A 14,823-nucleotide genomic window follows, 5' to 3' on the forward strand; every position below is an offset into this window, starting at 1 on the left:
AGCGCCGGCACGCCGGGAGAGCGCCAGCCCACGCTCAGGCCATGAACCCGAGATTCGGCCCGGTGATCGACAGCAGGCTACCGCTCATGTGCTGCAGATTCGGGAAGATGGTCGCGCGATCGCTGTCCGACAGTCCGTACCAGCGCGCCAGGGTGGCCGCGTACTGGTCGGCCGACAGCGTCGGGATGACCTGGCCCCAGCCAGCGTCGTCCGGATTGCTGGCCGAAGGCGCGAGGCTCGGGAAGCGCCCGTAGATGCGTCCGCCCTGCACGGCGCCGCCGAACACCAGATGGTGGCCGCCCCAGCCATGATCGGTGCCGTCGCCGTTGATCGACAGGGTCCGACCGAACTCGGAAGCGGTGAAGGTGGTGACCGAGCTGCCCAGACCCATGGTCGGGTTGTCCAGCACCTGGTAGAAGGCCAGCACCGCCTGCGAGATCTGCCGCAGCAGTCCGGGATGGTCTTCGAGCTGACGATCATGGGTGTCGAACCCCCCCAAGCCTGCATAGAACAGCTGGCGGTTCATCTGCAGGGTGTCGCGGGCGCGGATCATGCGCGCAATCATCAGCAGCTGGGCACCCAGCCTGGGCAGCGTCGCCAGGTTGCCCGGGTTCCAGGGCAGGCCGAAGGCGTCCCAGAACGGACGGAACAGCGGGTCGTTGGCCGGCACCGTGGCCAAGGCCGCGACCACCTGATCGGTGGTTTCGAGCGTGCGCCGGGTCTTCAGCGCATAGGCGCGCTCGAAGGGATGCGCGTGCGACTGGTTGAGCAGGCCGTTGAAGGCCAGGCAGCGGCGGCGGTTCCAGCCCTGCCCGCCGTCTGCGCAGTTGGCCGCACCGGTCTGGATGAAGCTGACCTGCTCCACGCCCTGGGAAGACATGAAGTAGGGCGAGACCTGCACGCCCGACTGGAAGACGTTGTCGCCGTCCAGCGACACGTTCATCGACAGCACCTGGTTGCTGTTGCTGGCAGCGAAGATGTCAGCGAGGCGCCCGCCCCAGCCGGTGCGGTCGGCGGCATCGGCGCGCGGCGTCTGCCACAGCACGGTCTGGTCGGAATGCGAGAACAGCTGCGCCGGGCGCGGCGTGCCCGCCTGCTGGTACAGCGCCTTGCTCATCGGCCGCACCAGCGGGCCGACATTGGCAACGATCGCCGCACGGCCGGCGTTGAACATCTGCTGGGTGCCGGGCATCTGGGGATGGAGGCCGTAGAGGCCACCGCCCTGCGGCGCCACGCTCGGGTTCAGCGCCAGCAGCTCGTTCTGAGCTACCGCCAATCCGCCGCGGCGCGCCGCGTAGGCGGCATGGCCGGCATCGCGGGGCACCACCATGTTGAAGCAGTCGTTGCCGCCGTGCAGGTAGAGGCAGACCAGGGCGCGATAGTCATTGCCCAGCAGCCGGGGTGCGGCGGCCTGGGCCAGCTCCAGCTTTCCCAGCATCGAGCCGAAGGCAGCGCTGGTGGCGGTCGCGGTCAGCGCACGGCGGAGGAATTCGCGTCGATCGTTGCGGCTCATGTCACTTCTCCACCACGTATTCGGGCGATGTCAGGATCAACCACAGGGCGTCCTGCACGCGCGCGCGCCGCTGCTCGGCCGTGCCGCTGGACATGCCGTTCAGGTGATTGATCAGCAGGGTGCGCATCTGCGCGCTCATCCGACCGCCCATGAACAGCAGGTTGTAGCGATCCACCAATGCGGCGGCATCGCTGGCGATCTGCATGTCGCGGTTGAGGTCCACCTTGACCGGATTCCAGGTGCCGGTGTTCGAGCCCTGCCACGCATAGAAGATCTTGGCGCCGATCTCATTGGTCATGCGGGTGATGTAGGTGTCGGTGGTGATCTGGAACTCGGGGGCGAACAGCCCCAGCGTGGCCAGCTCACCGGGCAGCTGGTAGTTCGGCAGGAAGAAGTTGAACACCGTCGGCGAGCTCAACACCGCCTGCGCGCCGTACTGGTCGGGCCATTCGCGGACGGCGCCATCGCTCGAGCTGGCGTTCAGGCCCCGCCACAGCTGGGTCACGCGCAGCAGCGGCTCGCGCAGCTTGCCCGCATGTGCCGCACTCGGGTTGCGGGCTTCGGGGTCCAGCAGGACCGCGCGCAGCACTGCCTGCAGATCGCCGCGCACGCCGCTTCCGTTGTTGTTGAATGCGGCGGCGACGCGCGCGACATAGGCCGGCGAGGGATTGCTGGTGGTGAAGCGCTGGATCAGCAGACGCCCGAAGAACGGGCCCACGTTCGGGTGGTTGAAGACATTGTCCAGCGCTGCCGCCATGTTGGCCCGGGCCTGCCCACCCGCCGGCAGAACGCCGCCGCTCAAGGCCACGCCCGGATAGTTCAGCAGCTGCTTGGTGCCCGCCGAGGCGTGGTAGATCGAGCCGAACTGGGTGCCTTCGCCCCAGGGCCGCATCGGCTGCCGCCAGCCCTGCTGCAGGCGCCAGTCGGTGTTGCCCGGCCCCGGCGCGCAGTACAGCCAGTCCCACCAGTTGAAGTTGCCCGCCGTTTCGGCCGCCACCGGTGGGTTGCAGGTCGCCCAGTTCCAGCCGGTGAACACGTGCGCGAAGCCGCGGATGGTGTCCTGGGTATAGGTCGGGATCGGCTGGATGCCGGGCGTCGTCAGGTCGCCGTCGATCACCGTGCCATCGGGATTGAGCCGCACCAGGCCGATGCTGAACAGCTGCATGATCTCGCGTGCGTAGTTCTCGTCCGGCCGGATGTTCGCCGCCTCGTCGGGCTTGCGGTTCTTGAACATCGACAGGTAGTGGCCCATCACCGGATGCAGGGTGACGTTTTCCAGCAGGGTGCGGAAGTTGCCGAAGGCGTTCTGGCTGAGCATGTCGTGGTAGTGCGCCAGCGCATTCGGGTTGCCCTCGACCGAGCCGTTCTGGTCGGACACCACGAAGATCTGCGAGAGCGCGAAGGCCATGCGCTGGCGCAGCTGATCGTCGCGATACAGCACGTTGCGGAACCAGATGTCGTTGCGCTTGTCCTGCCAGACCACGCTGGGGTCGATTGTCATCAGCTGGTCGAGGTGCGGCAGCTGCAGCGAGGCCGTGCGGCTGAACTGCTCGTTGAGCCACGGGGTGTAGCCCATGCCGCGCAGCCGGGTGATCTCGGTCAGGGTGGGGCCAAACGTCGCGTGGCTCAGGAAGCGCGAGGCTTCAGCCTCGCTGAAAGGCCCCTCGGGCGGCGGATCAAAGCCGTCGCGGAAGATCAGCTGCGCGGACGCCGACTGGGCGACCAGCAGGGCCATGCACAGGCAGAAAGCCCCGAGAACTCGGGGCGGGGCGTATGGGATGGTCATGGTCAGAAGCCGAACCGGGCGACAGTTTGCAAACAATCGCAAACCCGACTGCTAGCCTACCGTGAGCCCAATCACGGAAGGCCCGACCGCTGGTCGGCTCAATGCTCCGATGCGACTGCCCAGTTCTCCAAACCGCCACGACGCTCGCTGCCAGGACGCTCCCCGACTCCTGGAAGGCGCGGTACCGACTGCAGCCTCGGCACCTGCCCTCTGGGCCGCGCCGCCGGCGCAGCTCGACTTCGCTCTACGCCGACGGGAGTGCCGCCCGCGCGCCAGCGACGGACCGGGATCGCCCCTGGGACGCGCGACGCCGGACCGGAGCGTGCTCGGTCGCGGCGCGCGGCACGGCTTCATGCTCATCGCCCTGCTCGCGGCCGCCTCGGCACACGCCAATTCGCAGGGCTCGCCGATCTGCGAGGTCGACAGCCTGCCCCTCGTGCCGATGAGCCCGACGCTGGCCAACCCCGCGCCGCAGGGCTGGACGCTGGACGCGCCGAGCCGCTTCTATCCCGGCCAAGCCGTGGAGATGCGGCTGCGCCATCCCGATCCGCTGCGCCGCGCGCGCGGCGTGCTGATCTGGGCGAAGTCGGGGCAGTTCACGGGTGCGGGCAGTTTTGTCGTGCCGGCGAACGGACGCTGGGCGCATATCCCGGCGCCGGCCAACTGTGGCGGCTGGGCGCTGTCGCATACCGACAACCAGCCCAAGGCGCTGGGCGAGCTGGTGTTCCACTGGATCGGCGGCAGCGAACCCGGCGCCCTGCTGCGCGCCTTCCTCATCGAGGACTGCAGCAACCCGGCGGGCTGCCGCGACCAGCAGGCGCTGACGCCGTTCGTGTTCATTGAAGCCGGGCTGTTCGGCGACGGCTTCGAGAGCGGCAGCCCGTCGCGCGCAGAAACTCCGCGCTGAGCACGCACTGGGGCGCACAGGCAGGATTCAGTAGCGCAGCACCGAATGCAGCGCGGGCAGGGCCGCCAGTCGTTCGCGCCCCTGCAGCGCGACCAGTTCGATCAGCACGCCTGCGCCCACGAGTCGCGCACCGCTCCGCTCGACGAGGCGGGCGGCCGCCGCCAGGGTGCCGCCGGTGGCCAGCACATCGTCGATGACCACGACCTCGCTGCCGGCCTGCAGGGCGTCGGCTCGCAGTTCGAGCATGTCCTCGCCATATTCCAGGCTGTAGTGCTCGCGCAGAACGGGGCCCGGCAGCTTGCCGGGCTTGCGGATCGGCGCGAAACCGCAGCCCAGCGACTGCGCCATGGCCGCGGCGAAGATGAAGCCACGCGATTCGACGCCGCAGAACACCTGCGGCGGCCGCGCCCGCCAGGGCGCCAGCAGCGCATCGACGGCCGCACGGAAGCCTTCGGCATCCGCCAGCAGCGGCGTGATGTCGCGGAACAGGATGCCGGGCTTGGGAAAGTCGGGTACCGGACGGATCAGCGATTCGATGCGGGCCAGCGTGGTCATGCGGTTTCCCGTGTGGGCGCCGGCGCGCGGCCGCGCTGGCTGCCGATGAAGATGCCCAGCGCCGACAGCACCAGCCCGGCCCAGTCGAGGGCGTCGGTGGCACGATCGAACAGGGCCACGTCGACGCCGAAGGCCAGCAGCGGCTGCAGCAGCAACAGCAACCCGACCATCGAAGCGTCCAGCCGCGGCAGCGCGTACGAAATCAGCAGCCAGCCCAGCACCTGGCCGAACAGGGCCAGCCCGATCAGGGCGCTCCAGGTCTTGAGGTTGGGAATCGCGAAGCTGTGGCCTTCGACGGCCCCCGCGCCGCCCAGCATCAGCGCGCAGACCAGCGAGCACCAGCACAGCAGGTACATCGGGCTGGCGCTGGGCTCGCGCTGCTGGATGCGGCGGAAGCTCAGCATGTAGATCGCGTACATGAAGGCGGTGAACACGCCCAGCCACACGCCCCACTGGAAGCCGGCGCCGACATCGGTCCAGCTGCGCCCGACCAGCAGCCAAAGGCCGGCAAACGCCAGGCCGACGCCGACCAGGAAGCGCGGCCCCAGGCGCTCGCGATAGAACAGCACGCCGGCCAGGGCCATGAAGAACACCTGCAGGTTGCCGATCAACGTGGCGAGGCCAGGCCCCACCAGATGGATGCTCCGGTGCCATGCCATCAGGTCCGCAGCGAAGGCCGCCGCCGGGATCGACAGCGCCAGCAGCAGGGTCGTGCGCGGCCGCCAGGGCGCATTCACCGCGCGCAGCAGGAACAGCAGCATCAGGCCGCCGAAGAACATCCGGTAGAAGGCAGAGACCGTGGGTGCGACGTCGGCCACGCGCACGAAGGCGCTGGTGCTGCTGATCAGCACCGCGCCCAGCAGCATCGCCAGCACCGGGCTGCGCTCGCGCTGCGGCGTCATCGCCGCGAGCGCCGCAGCGGAGTGGCTGGAGCTCACTTCAGCGCTTCGTATTTGGGCAAGCGATGCGGCTCGGCGATGCCGGCGGCGATCCAGGCCTGAAGGGCAGGCAGCGCAAGCATCGCGTCCATGTAGGCGCGGCTGGTGTCGGTGAGCTCTACGCCGTAGCCGCGGAAGCGGATCACCACCGGCGCGAACATGGCATCGACGATGCCGAAGCCGCCGCACAGGAACGCCCCCTGCCCCGCCGAAGCCTCGCGCAGCTGGGCCCACAGCGCCTGCACGCGGTCGATGTCGGCCTGGGCCTCGGCGTTCCAGCGATAGGCATTGGGCTGGCGATCGCAGTTCATCGGCAGCTGGCCACGCAGCGCGGTGAAGCCGGAATGCATCTCGCAGGCGGCCGAGCGCGCCAGCGCGCGCAGGCCGGGATCCTGCGGCCAGCCGCGCCCCCCCAGCCAGGTCTCGTTGGCGTACTCGCAGATCGCCAGCGAATCCCAGATCACCCGGCCCTGGTCATGCAGCACCGGCACCCGCCGGCTGGGCGAAGCCTTGGCCACTTCGGCCGCGAACCCGGGCGTGTCCAGCCACAGCAGGCGCTCGGCGAAGTCGACGCCGAAGTGGCTCAGCAGCAGCCAGGGGCGCAGCGACCAGCTGCTGTAGTTCTTGTTGCCGATGTAGAGGACGGGCTGGCTCATGCGGGACTCGCCTATGTCGGAGGGGGATGGGCACGCGGCCGCGACGGCCGGGCCGCGTATATTCGCGCATCGCCACGCGCCCGGGAGTGCCATTCGATGTTCAAGCCGAAAACGCTGACCCTCGCCTTCGTCGCCGGCTTCCTCGCCACCCTGTTCTTCCATCAGGGCGGGCTGTGGCTGCTGGGTCTGACCGGCAGAACGGCAGCTGCGGCCTGGAACCTGACGCCGGTGGGGCCGCTGGGCGTGCCCTCAGTGCTGTCACTGGCGTTCTGGGGTGGCCTGTGGGGTATTGCGCTGTGGGCCCTGATCCGCCGCAGCGCTGGCGCCCGCTTCTGGATGCTGGCGATCGTGCTCGGCGCCCTGCTGCCCAGCCTGGTCGCCTGGTTCGTGGTGTTCCCACTCAAGGGCATCGAGCTCAGCAGCCCGCTGATCATCGGCGCCCTGATCCTCAACGGCCTGTGGGGACTGGGCGTGGCGGTCTACATGCGATTGTTCAGGGCTTGAGGGCCGGGAATCGGGAATGGGGAATCGGGAATCGTTCAGAGCCCCCAACAGCGCTCGTAGCGTGCACCCAGCGCACGGCGCGCCTTTGCTTTTTCGATTCCCGATTCCCCATTCCCGATTCCCAGCTCTGAATACGTATGCATGGGATTGTTATGCTGCACAGCACCGGCCTAGGCTGCTGGCCGCGGTGTTCCGACGCGGCAGCATGAAGCCTTGACGCCCATGAGGGCGATCGGGCCAGCAGCCGCACGACAGCGCAGCGACCGAACACTCACGAGCGCGCAGTAGACGCGCCGTTCGCGTCGTCACACAGCCGGCGTCCGCAGGGTGCGGCGCTCGGCGGCCCATGCAGCAGGCCCACACTTCCTGGGGAGGGAGTCCGCAATGAACCGTCACTCGACGGGTGCCTCAGCGCACCCGCAGCAGCCTCGTTTTGCCCGCCGCCTGGCGGAGTGCATCCACACACGTCTGGGTTCCGCCATCCGCAGCGCCGCCCGGGCCCTGCCCGGCATCGCCGCGCTTGCAGGCTTCGCCGTCAGCACGACGCCGGCCCAGGCCGACGTCATCCTGCACGCCTTCAACTGGCGCTACGACACCGTCGAAGCACGCGCCGCAGAACTCCAGTCGCTGGGCTACAAGGCGGTGCTGGTGGCGCCGCCGCTGAAGTCGGAGGGCTCGGCCTGGTGGGCGCGCTACCAGCCGCAGGACTACCGCACCATCGACCACCCGCTGGGCAACAAGCAGAGCTTCCAGCGCATGTCGAACGCGCTGCGGGCGCGCGGCATCCGCGTCTACGCCGACATCATCCTCAACCACATGGCCAACGAGGCGGCCCAGCGCGGCGACCTCAACTATCCCGGCCAGCGCATCCTCAACGCCTACGCTGCCAACACCAGCTACTGGAACAACCAGCGCCTGTTCGGCGACCTGCGCTACAACTTCCTGTCGCAGTGGGACTTCGGCCCGGCCAACTGCATCAGCAACTACAACGACGTCTGGCAGGTGCAGAACTGGCGCCTCTGCGGCGGCCCCGGCGACGCCGGCCTGCCCGACCTGCTCGGCAGCAGCTATGTGGTCGGGCAGCAGCGCAGCTACCTGACGGCACTCAAGGGGCTCGGCGTCACCGGCTTCCGCATCGATGCCGCCAAGCACATGCCGCTCTCGCACATCAACGCGGTGCTGACACCCGAGATCAAGCAGGGCGTGCATGTGTTCGGCGAGGTGATCACCAACGGCGGTGCCGGCGACAGCGAGTACAACGGCTTCCTCGCACCCTACTTGAACGGCACCGACCACGCGGCCTACGACTTTCCGCTGTTCGGCAGCATCCGCAACGCCTTCCGCTTCGGCGGCAGCATGAACGCGCTGGTCAACCCTCTGGCCGTCGGCCAGGCCCTGCCCAACAGCCGTGCGGTGACGTTCACCGTGACCCACGACATCCCGAACAACGGCGGCTTCCGCTACCTGATCCTCGACCCCACCGACGAGACCCTGGCCTATGCCTATGTGCTGGGCCGCGACGGCGGCAGCCCGCTGCTGTACTCGGACAACAACGAGAGCGGCGACAACCGCTGGGTCAACGCCTACCGCCGCAGTGACCTCGCCGCGATGATCCGCTTCCACAATGCCGCCCAGGGCAGCGACATGCAGGTGCTGTCCTACAGCGACTGCCACCTGCTGTTCCGCCGCGGCAACCGCGGCATCGTCGGCATCAACAAGTGCGGCAGCACGGTCAACACCACGATCAACATGAACAACAGTGTGCTCTGGTGGAACACCAACTACCGCGATGTTCTCGACGCGAACAGCGTCGTCAACATCGGCAGCAGCAGCTACACCTTCAGCCTGCCGGCGCGCAGGGCGAGGATGTGGTTGAGGTAGGAGCGGGGATTGGGGATTGGGGATTGGGGATTGGGGATTGGCAATCGTGCTCCCTGCTATTCCAAGTCAAGAGAACACCCCAAACCTCCCATCCGCAGCAACGGAGCTGCTTCGAGCCCCTCTCCCGGCGGGAGAGGGGTTGGGGTGAGGGTCCGGTCGTAGCGAAGCCTCCAATCCGAACAGGAACTCCGGGCTCAGAGATCGGCCCGTCTCAACATCGCACTGGGCGGCGCCGACGGGGTGTGAGATGCACAGCCCGGGCATTCGCGGAGCTGCAGCTGCCTAAGTTCCCGGACCCTCTCCCCAACCCCTCTCCCACGGGGAGAGGGGCTATCACGCAAATCACCTTCGTGCGCCGCCCAGCGCCCCCCGACAAAGATTGCCCAGGGCTGTACGAACCGTATGCCTGAGTGCACACATCGGGAATCCCTCATGCCCATACGCCGAGCACCCCGCATGCATCGATCAACCGCCCCCCTCACCGTCGCCCTCGCGCTCGCCCTAGTCACCGCCACCGGCCTGCACGCGCAAAGCCCACAGCCCGAGCGCGTCACCCTGGTCGGCAGCCTGCAGCAGGCCATCGGCTGCAGCGAGAACTGGTCGCCGCCCTGCGATGCCTCGCAGCTCGCTTTCGATGAAGAAGACGGCGTCTGGCAGGGCCGCTTCGATCTGCCGGCCGGGAGCTACGACTACAAGGTCGCGCTCAACGGCAGCTGGGACACCAACTACGGCGCGGGTGGAGCGCCCGGCGGCGGCAACATCGCGCTGAACCTCACGAGCCCCGCCGCGCTGAAGTTCTACTTCCGCAGCGGAACCAATTTCATCACCGAGCCGGTGAGCTCGCTGATCCCGGTCGCCGTCGGCAGCTTCCAGCGCGCGATCGGCTGCGCCAGCGATTGGGACCCGACCTGCCTGCGCGGGTGGCTGGAAGACCCCGAACGCGATGGCGTCTATCGCGCCACTGCGGCGCTGCCGGCCGGCAGCTTCGAGGCCAAGGTGGCGATGAACGAGTCCTGGGACCTGAACTACGGCGCGGGCGGCGTGCAGAACGGCCCCAATATTCCGTTCGAGGTTGGCGAGGCGTGCTCGCTGCAGGAGTTCCGCTTCGATGGACTCAGCAACCAGCTCAGCATCACGCCCGCGGCACCTGCGCCGCAACCCGACAGCGTGACCATCGCCGGCAGCCTGCAGCAGGCGCTGGGCTGCAGCGAGAACTGGTCGCCGGCCTGCACCGCGTCGCGCCTCACCTACTCGGCGACCGGCGATGTCTGGCGCGGCGAATTCCTGCTGCCGGCCGGCAGCTACGAGTACAAGGCCGCGCTCAACGGCAGCTGGGACGAGAACTATGGCGCCGGTGCCGCCGCAGGCGGCGCCAACATCGCGCTGAGCGCCGATGGGCAACCCGTTCGCTTCTACTTCTCCAACCGAACGAAGTGGGTGACCGACAGCCGCAACACGCCGATTGCCGTGGCCGTCGGCAGCTTCCAGAGCGAACTCGGCTGCGCGGGCGACTGGCAGCCCGAGTGTCTCGCCGCCTGGCTGCAGGATCCCGACGACGACGGCTTCGCCACCTTCGAGGCGCGCCTGCCGGCCGGCAGCTACGAGGCGAAGGTCGCGGTCAACGAAAGCTGGGCCGAGAACTACGGCGCCGGCGGTGCGGCGGGCGGCGCCAATATCGCCTTCGAGGTGCGAGAAGGCTGCGGGCTCACCTATTTCAGCTTCGACCGCGCCAGCAAGGTGCTGAGCATCTCCAGCAGTGCAGTGGCGCCGCGCGGCAACCTGGCGGAGTCGCGCGCGCACTTCATCGATGCGCGCACCCTGGCCTGGAACGCCGGCAGCGACGACGCGCGCTTCGCCCTGCACCACAGCGCCGACGCCTCTCTGCGCCTCACCGGCGAGGGCATCGAGGGCGGCGAAGCCCTCGCGCTCGAAGTCATTCCCGGCGGCCTCGATGCAGAACAGCGCGCCCGCTGGCCGCATCTCGCCGGCTACCGCGCTTTGCGCCTGCCCGAGCTTCCGCGCGCCGCACTCGCGCAGATCCTGCGCGGCCAGATCGCGCTGGCCGCACGCAGCGCCGATGACGCGCCGCTGGACGCCACCGGCGTGCAGATCCCCGGCGTGCTCGATGCGCTCTACACCACAGATCGCCCGCTGGGCCCTGTGCTGACCGGCAGCGGCGTCAGCCTGCATCTGTGGGCGCCGACCGCGCGCCGCGTCGAGCTGCTGCGCTTTGCCGGCAGTGACCCCAACGCCACGCCCACCCGGCACGCGATGAGCTTCGACGCCGCCAGCGGCATCTGGAGCGTCAGCGGCCCGCGCAGCTGGAACCGCCAGTTCTATCTGTTCGAGGTCGAGGTCTATGCGCCGAGCACCCGGCGCATCGAGGTGAACCGCGTCACCGACCCCTACAGCCTGAGCCTTGCGGCCGACAGCACGCTGTCGCAGATCGTCGATCTCGACGAAGCAGCGCTGATGCCGCCGCTGTTCAAGCTGACGCCCAAGCCCGAGTTGCGCGCGCATGAGGACAGCCTGCTGTACGAACTGCACGTGCGCGACTTCAGCTGGACCGACAGCAGCGTGCCGGCGAGCGAGCGCGGCACCTTCGCCGCCTTCGCGCGCCAGCACTCGAACGGCATGCGCCACCTGCGCGCCCTCGCCCAGGCAGGGTTCAGCCATGTGCATCTGCTGCCGGCCTTCGACCAGGCCAACATTCCGGAGCGCCGTCAGGAGCAGCAGTCCGTGCCCTTCGCCCAGCTCGAAGCCCTGCCGCCCGATTCCGAGCAGCAGCAGGCGCTGACCGGGGCGATCCGCGACGCCGACGGCTTCAACTGGGGCTACGACCCCTGGCACTACACCGTGCCGGAGGGCAGCTACGCGACCGATCCCGACGGCCCGGCGCGCATCCGCGAGTTCCGGCAGATGGTGCAGGCCCTGAACCTGTCCGGCCTGCGGGTGGTGATGGACGTGGTCTACAACCACACCAATGCCGCCGGGCAGAACGCGAAGTCGGTGCTGGACCGCGTGGTGCCCGGCTACTACCACCGCCTGAACAACGCCGGCTACGTCGAGCAGAGCAGCTGCTGCCCCAACACCGCCAGCGAGCACGCGATGATGGAGCGGCTGCTGATCGACTCGGTGCTGACCTGGGCGCGCGCCTATCGCGTCGATGGCTTCCGCTTCGATCTGATGGCCCACCACAGCCGCGACAACCTGCTGAAGCTGCGCGCTGCGCTGGATCAGCTGACGCTGGCGCGCGACGGCGTCGACGGCCGCAGCATCATCCTCTACGGCGAGGGCTGGAACTTCGGCGAGGTCGCCAACAACGCGCGCTTCATCCAGGCCTCGCAGGCCAACCTGGCCGGCACCGGCATCGGCACCTTCAGCGACCGCTCGCGCGATGCGATCCGCGGTGGCAATCCCTTCGGCGACATCCGCGAGCAGGGCCTGATCTCCGGTCTGGCGCTGGCGCCCAACGGTTTCCAGGGCGGCGGTGCTGCCGAGTTCGCCCAGCTGCTGCATCTGAGCGACTTGGCGCGGATTGGTCTCGCCGGCGATCTGGCCGACTTCGAGTTCACCAATGCCCAGGGCCAGCGCGTGCGCGCCGACCAGGTCGACTACTTCGGCCAGCGCGCGGGCTATACCGGCGACCCGGCCGAGCACATCAAGTACATCGAAGCGCACGACAACGAAACCCTGTTCGACGTGCTGCAGCTGAAGCTCGCCGCAGACACGCCCTTGGCCGAGCGCGTGCGCGTGCAGAACCTCGGGCACAGCCTGATGCTGCTGGGCCAGGGCATTCCCTTCTTCCACGCCGGGCAGGAACTCCTGCGCTCGAAGTCTGGCGACCGCGACAGCTACAACAGCGGCGACTGGTTCAATGCGATCGACTGGACGCGCAGCCGCCACGGCTGGGGCCGCGGCCTGCCACCGGCGGAGAAGAACGCGGGCGTGTGGCCGCTGCTGCGCCCCCTGCTGGCCGATGTCGCCCGCCGTCCGCAGCGCGCCCAGCTCGACGCCTCGCTGCAGCACGTCACCGAGATGAGCCAGGTGCGGATGAGTTCGCGCCTGTTCCGCCTGCGCACTGGCCAGCAGGTCAAGCAGCATCTGCGCTTCCACAACACCGGGCCGCAGCAGCTGCCGGGGCTGATCGCCTTCGAATTGGCCGACGAGGCGGGTGCGGTTGAGCGTCGTTGGAAGCGCATCGTCGGGCTGGTCAATGTGCGGCCTGACACCGCGACGCTGCAGCTGGCCGAGCACGCTTCGCGCACGCTGCAGCTGCATCCACAGCTGCGGCGCTCGGCCGATGCCCGCACGCGCGCCAGCACCGCCGCCGCAGGGCGCTTCGAGGTCGGCGCGCGCACCAGCGCGGTGTTTGTCGAGACACGCTCGGCCGTCGAACAGCTCGCCCTGCTGCGCAGTGATGTAACCGCCGCGCGCGACAGCGGCGCGATTCGTGCGCCGCGCGCGCAGGCGCTGCTGAGTCTGCTCGACAGCACCGAGCGGCATCTGCAGGGCGGCCGCGAGATCCCGGCCCGGGCGAACCTGCTGGCCTTCAGCGGCATCGTGGTGGCGGCCAGCCTGGTCGGCGACATCGAGGCCGCCACCGCGCGTGCCCTGGTCGAGCATGTGGCAGTGCTGGTCGAATCGATCTGAGCTGCACGGTCGATGGACCGGGGCGGGTTCGAGGGCTGAGCGTCGCGGTCGCTGGACCGGAGCGGGTTCAGCTCATGGTGGGCCAGGGCCCACCCTATGGATCGCAGCGTGCGCGAGCCCGCAATGGTCATAGGGTGGGGCCCTGGCCTACCGTGGGCTCGACGCTCGCCGCCAGTGCTCTCCTGCCGTGGGCGATCGCCATCTGCGCAGGCTTGCGCTCTCGGCGATCCACCACGTGCACAGGCACGGCGACGAGGCGCTCAGCCCTCGTTCCAGTACCTGCGCAGGGTCGACTCGATCAGGGCCGCATCGACCGGCTCGCCTTGGGCCACGCGCTCGGCCAGGGCGAAGCTCGGAGCAAAGCGCGGTGCGCCGTCGAGCGTGCCTTTGAGGTGCAGGCCCTGCGGCCGCCACAGCACGCTGTCGAACAGCGCGCGCACCTGCGCCCAGTAGGCTTGCGTCTTCTGCCAGTACTCACGCCCTGCGCTGAAATCATGGTCGTCGATGCGGCGATAGGTGTTGAGGCCCAGCTCACGCACCAGCGGACGCGTGCCGCCCTCGCTGTCGACGATCAGCTTGGTGTTGATCTGCTCATGCGCCCAGCCGTCCGCGCTCAGCACATGGCGATTGATCGCACCCATGACTTGGTAGTCCTCGCGGGTGGTGTATTCGCGGCGCGGCAGGGGCCGCCAGCCATAGTCGGATTCCCACACCGTTTCGCCGTCGCTGTGTCGCCAGCGGCCCAGCCCTCCATAGCGCGGCGCATCGTCGACCTCATAGACGGTCTGCGACCAGGCACCGCGTGCGCGCTCCGCCTCGATGCTCTCAGGCACCCAGTGCTGCTCACCGCGGTAGCGCAGCACCTGGGCCGGCTGGTACTGCCAGTCCTGCCGCCAGTGCTTGATCACCTGCGGCTCCTCGGCATCGCCCATCACCAGGATGTGCTGCAGCGAAATGAACCCGCCGCGATCCTCGATCACTTCGACCAGCTCGAAGGCCCCCGAGCGCTTGGACTCCAGCGGCGTGTAGCCGGGTTCGAAAGCGATCGTCTCCTCGAAGGTGAAGTTGACCCGGAACTCGCCGGCCATCGCGAGTATCGCGCGGCGATCGCGCTCGAAGTCGGCATCGTGGACAGGCTCAGGCGCGGAAAGGCCGTCCGCGCCAGCGAGCTGCGACGTCGAACTGGACGCGCGCCTGTCGATTCCCGCACAGCCGCTGAGAATCAGTGCCGCGATCGTGAACAGCAGAGCTGTCGATGCGCGATGGAAAGCGTGGCGGTGCAGTTGCATCGAAGACTCCCGGTTGAGGCGCACGGCAGGCGCGCCATGGAAGGAAGCGAAGGACGCGCGTCTGGACCCACGCCGCCGATGAAGACGTGGGCCCAGCCGCTGTCCCCCGCAGGAAAGCGAAGCAATCGACAGGCTTGGGGC

At 68.7% G+C, this 14,823-nt stretch carries 10 protein-coding genes; 4 read left to right on the plus strand and 6 right to left on the minus strand.

The window, feature by feature from the left end; all coding sequences use genetic code 11:
• Positions 1 to 34 precede the first annotated feature (34 nt).
• Positions 35 to 1,513, minus strand: coding sequence for a DUF1501 domain-containing protein (locus Q0654_RS11665; protein WP_298853995.1), 1,479 nt, complete (start codon positions 1,511 to 1,513; stop codon positions 35 to 37).
• Between the two features lies 1 nt (position 1,514).
• Entirely contained in the window at positions 1,515 to 3,299 is a 1,785-nt protein-coding gene (locus Q0654_RS11670; protein WP_298853997.1) for a DUF1800 domain-containing protein, read from the minus strand.
• A 322-nt stretch (positions 3,300 to 3,621) separates the two neighbouring features.
• Here Q0654_RS11670 and Q0654_RS11675 point away from each other — a divergent pair, with 322 nt between their 5' ends.
• Positions 3,622 to 4,206, plus strand: coding sequence for a hypothetical protein (locus Q0654_RS11675; protein ID WP_298853999.1), 585 nt, complete (start codon positions 3,622 to 3,624; stop codon positions 4,204 to 4,206).
• A 27-nt stretch (positions 4,207 to 4,233) separates the two neighbouring features.
• Here the strand turns inward: Q0654_RS11675 and Q0654_RS11680 are convergent, their stop codons facing one another.
• The 3 genes from Q0654_RS11680 to Q0654_RS11690 are packed head-to-tail and all read right to left on the minus strand — an operon-like array spanning position 4,234 to position 6,355.
• Positions 4,234 to 4,761 carry an adenine phosphoribosyltransferase gene (locus tag Q0654_RS11680; RefSeq protein WP_298854001.1) on the minus strand — a complete coding sequence of 176 codons (528 nt, stop codon included), beginning with the start codon at positions 4,759 to 4,761 and terminating at the stop codon, positions 4,234 to 4,236.
• The gene (locus Q0654_RS11685; RefSeq protein WP_298854003.1) at positions 4,758 to 5,699 is read right to left on the minus strand and encodes a DMT family transporter; all 942 of its coding nucleotides are present in this window, start codon (positions 5,697 to 5,699) and stop codon (positions 4,758 to 4,760) included. The genes Q0654_RS11680 and Q0654_RS11685 overlap by 4 nt, the downstream gene beginning before the upstream one ends.
• On the minus strand, positions 5,696 to 6,355 hold the full coding sequence (locus Q0654_RS11690) for a glutathione S-transferase family protein (protein WP_298854005.1): 660 nt from the start codon (positions 6,353 to 6,355) through the stop codon (positions 5,696 to 5,698). Before Q0654_RS11690 ends, Q0654_RS11685 begins: the two co-directional genes overlap by 4 nt.
• A 96-nt stretch (positions 6,356 to 6,451) precedes the next feature.
• Between Q0654_RS11690 and Q0654_RS11695 the strand changes: the two genes are divergently transcribed.
• The 3 genes from Q0654_RS11695 to pulA all read left to right on the plus strand — a co-directional run bounded on the left by Q0654_RS11695 (position 6,452) and on the right by pulA (position 13,393).
• The gene (locus Q0654_RS11695; protein WP_298854007.1) at positions 6,452 to 6,859 is read left to right on the plus strand and encodes a hypothetical protein; all 408 of its coding nucleotides are present in this window, start codon (positions 6,452 to 6,454) and stop codon (positions 6,857 to 6,859) included.
• A 384-nt stretch (positions 6,860 to 7,243) separates the two neighbouring features.
• Positions 7,244 to 8,740 (plus strand): alpha-amylase family protein, encoded by a 1,497-nt coding sequence (locus tag Q0654_RS11700; protein ID WP_298854009.1) that lies wholly within the window; start codon positions 7,244 to 7,246, stop codon positions 8,738 to 8,740.
• 456 nt (positions 8,741 to 9,196) lie between these two features.
• Positions 9,197 to 13,393, plus strand: coding sequence for a pullulanase-type alpha-1,6-glucosidase (pulA, locus tag Q0654_RS11705; RefSeq protein ID WP_298854011.1), 4,197 nt, complete (start codon positions 9,197 to 9,199; stop codon positions 13,391 to 13,393).
• A gap of 260 nt (positions 13,394 to 13,653) precedes the next feature.
• On the opposite strand, the gene Q0654_RS11710 is transcribed toward pulA, so the two are convergent.
• The gene (locus Q0654_RS11710) at positions 13,654 to 14,682 is read right to left on the minus strand and encodes a DUF6607 family protein (RefSeq protein ID WP_298854012.1); all 1,029 of its coding nucleotides are present in this window, start codon (positions 14,680 to 14,682) and stop codon (positions 13,654 to 13,656) included.
• Positions 14,683 to 14,823: the final 141 nt, after the last annotated feature.

Origin of the sequence: uncultured Aquimonas sp., from assembly GCF_937888285.1 — a bacterium.
Taxonomy (GTDB): Bacteria; Pseudomonadota; Gammaproteobacteria; order Xanthomonadales; family Xanthomonadaceae; genus Aquimonas.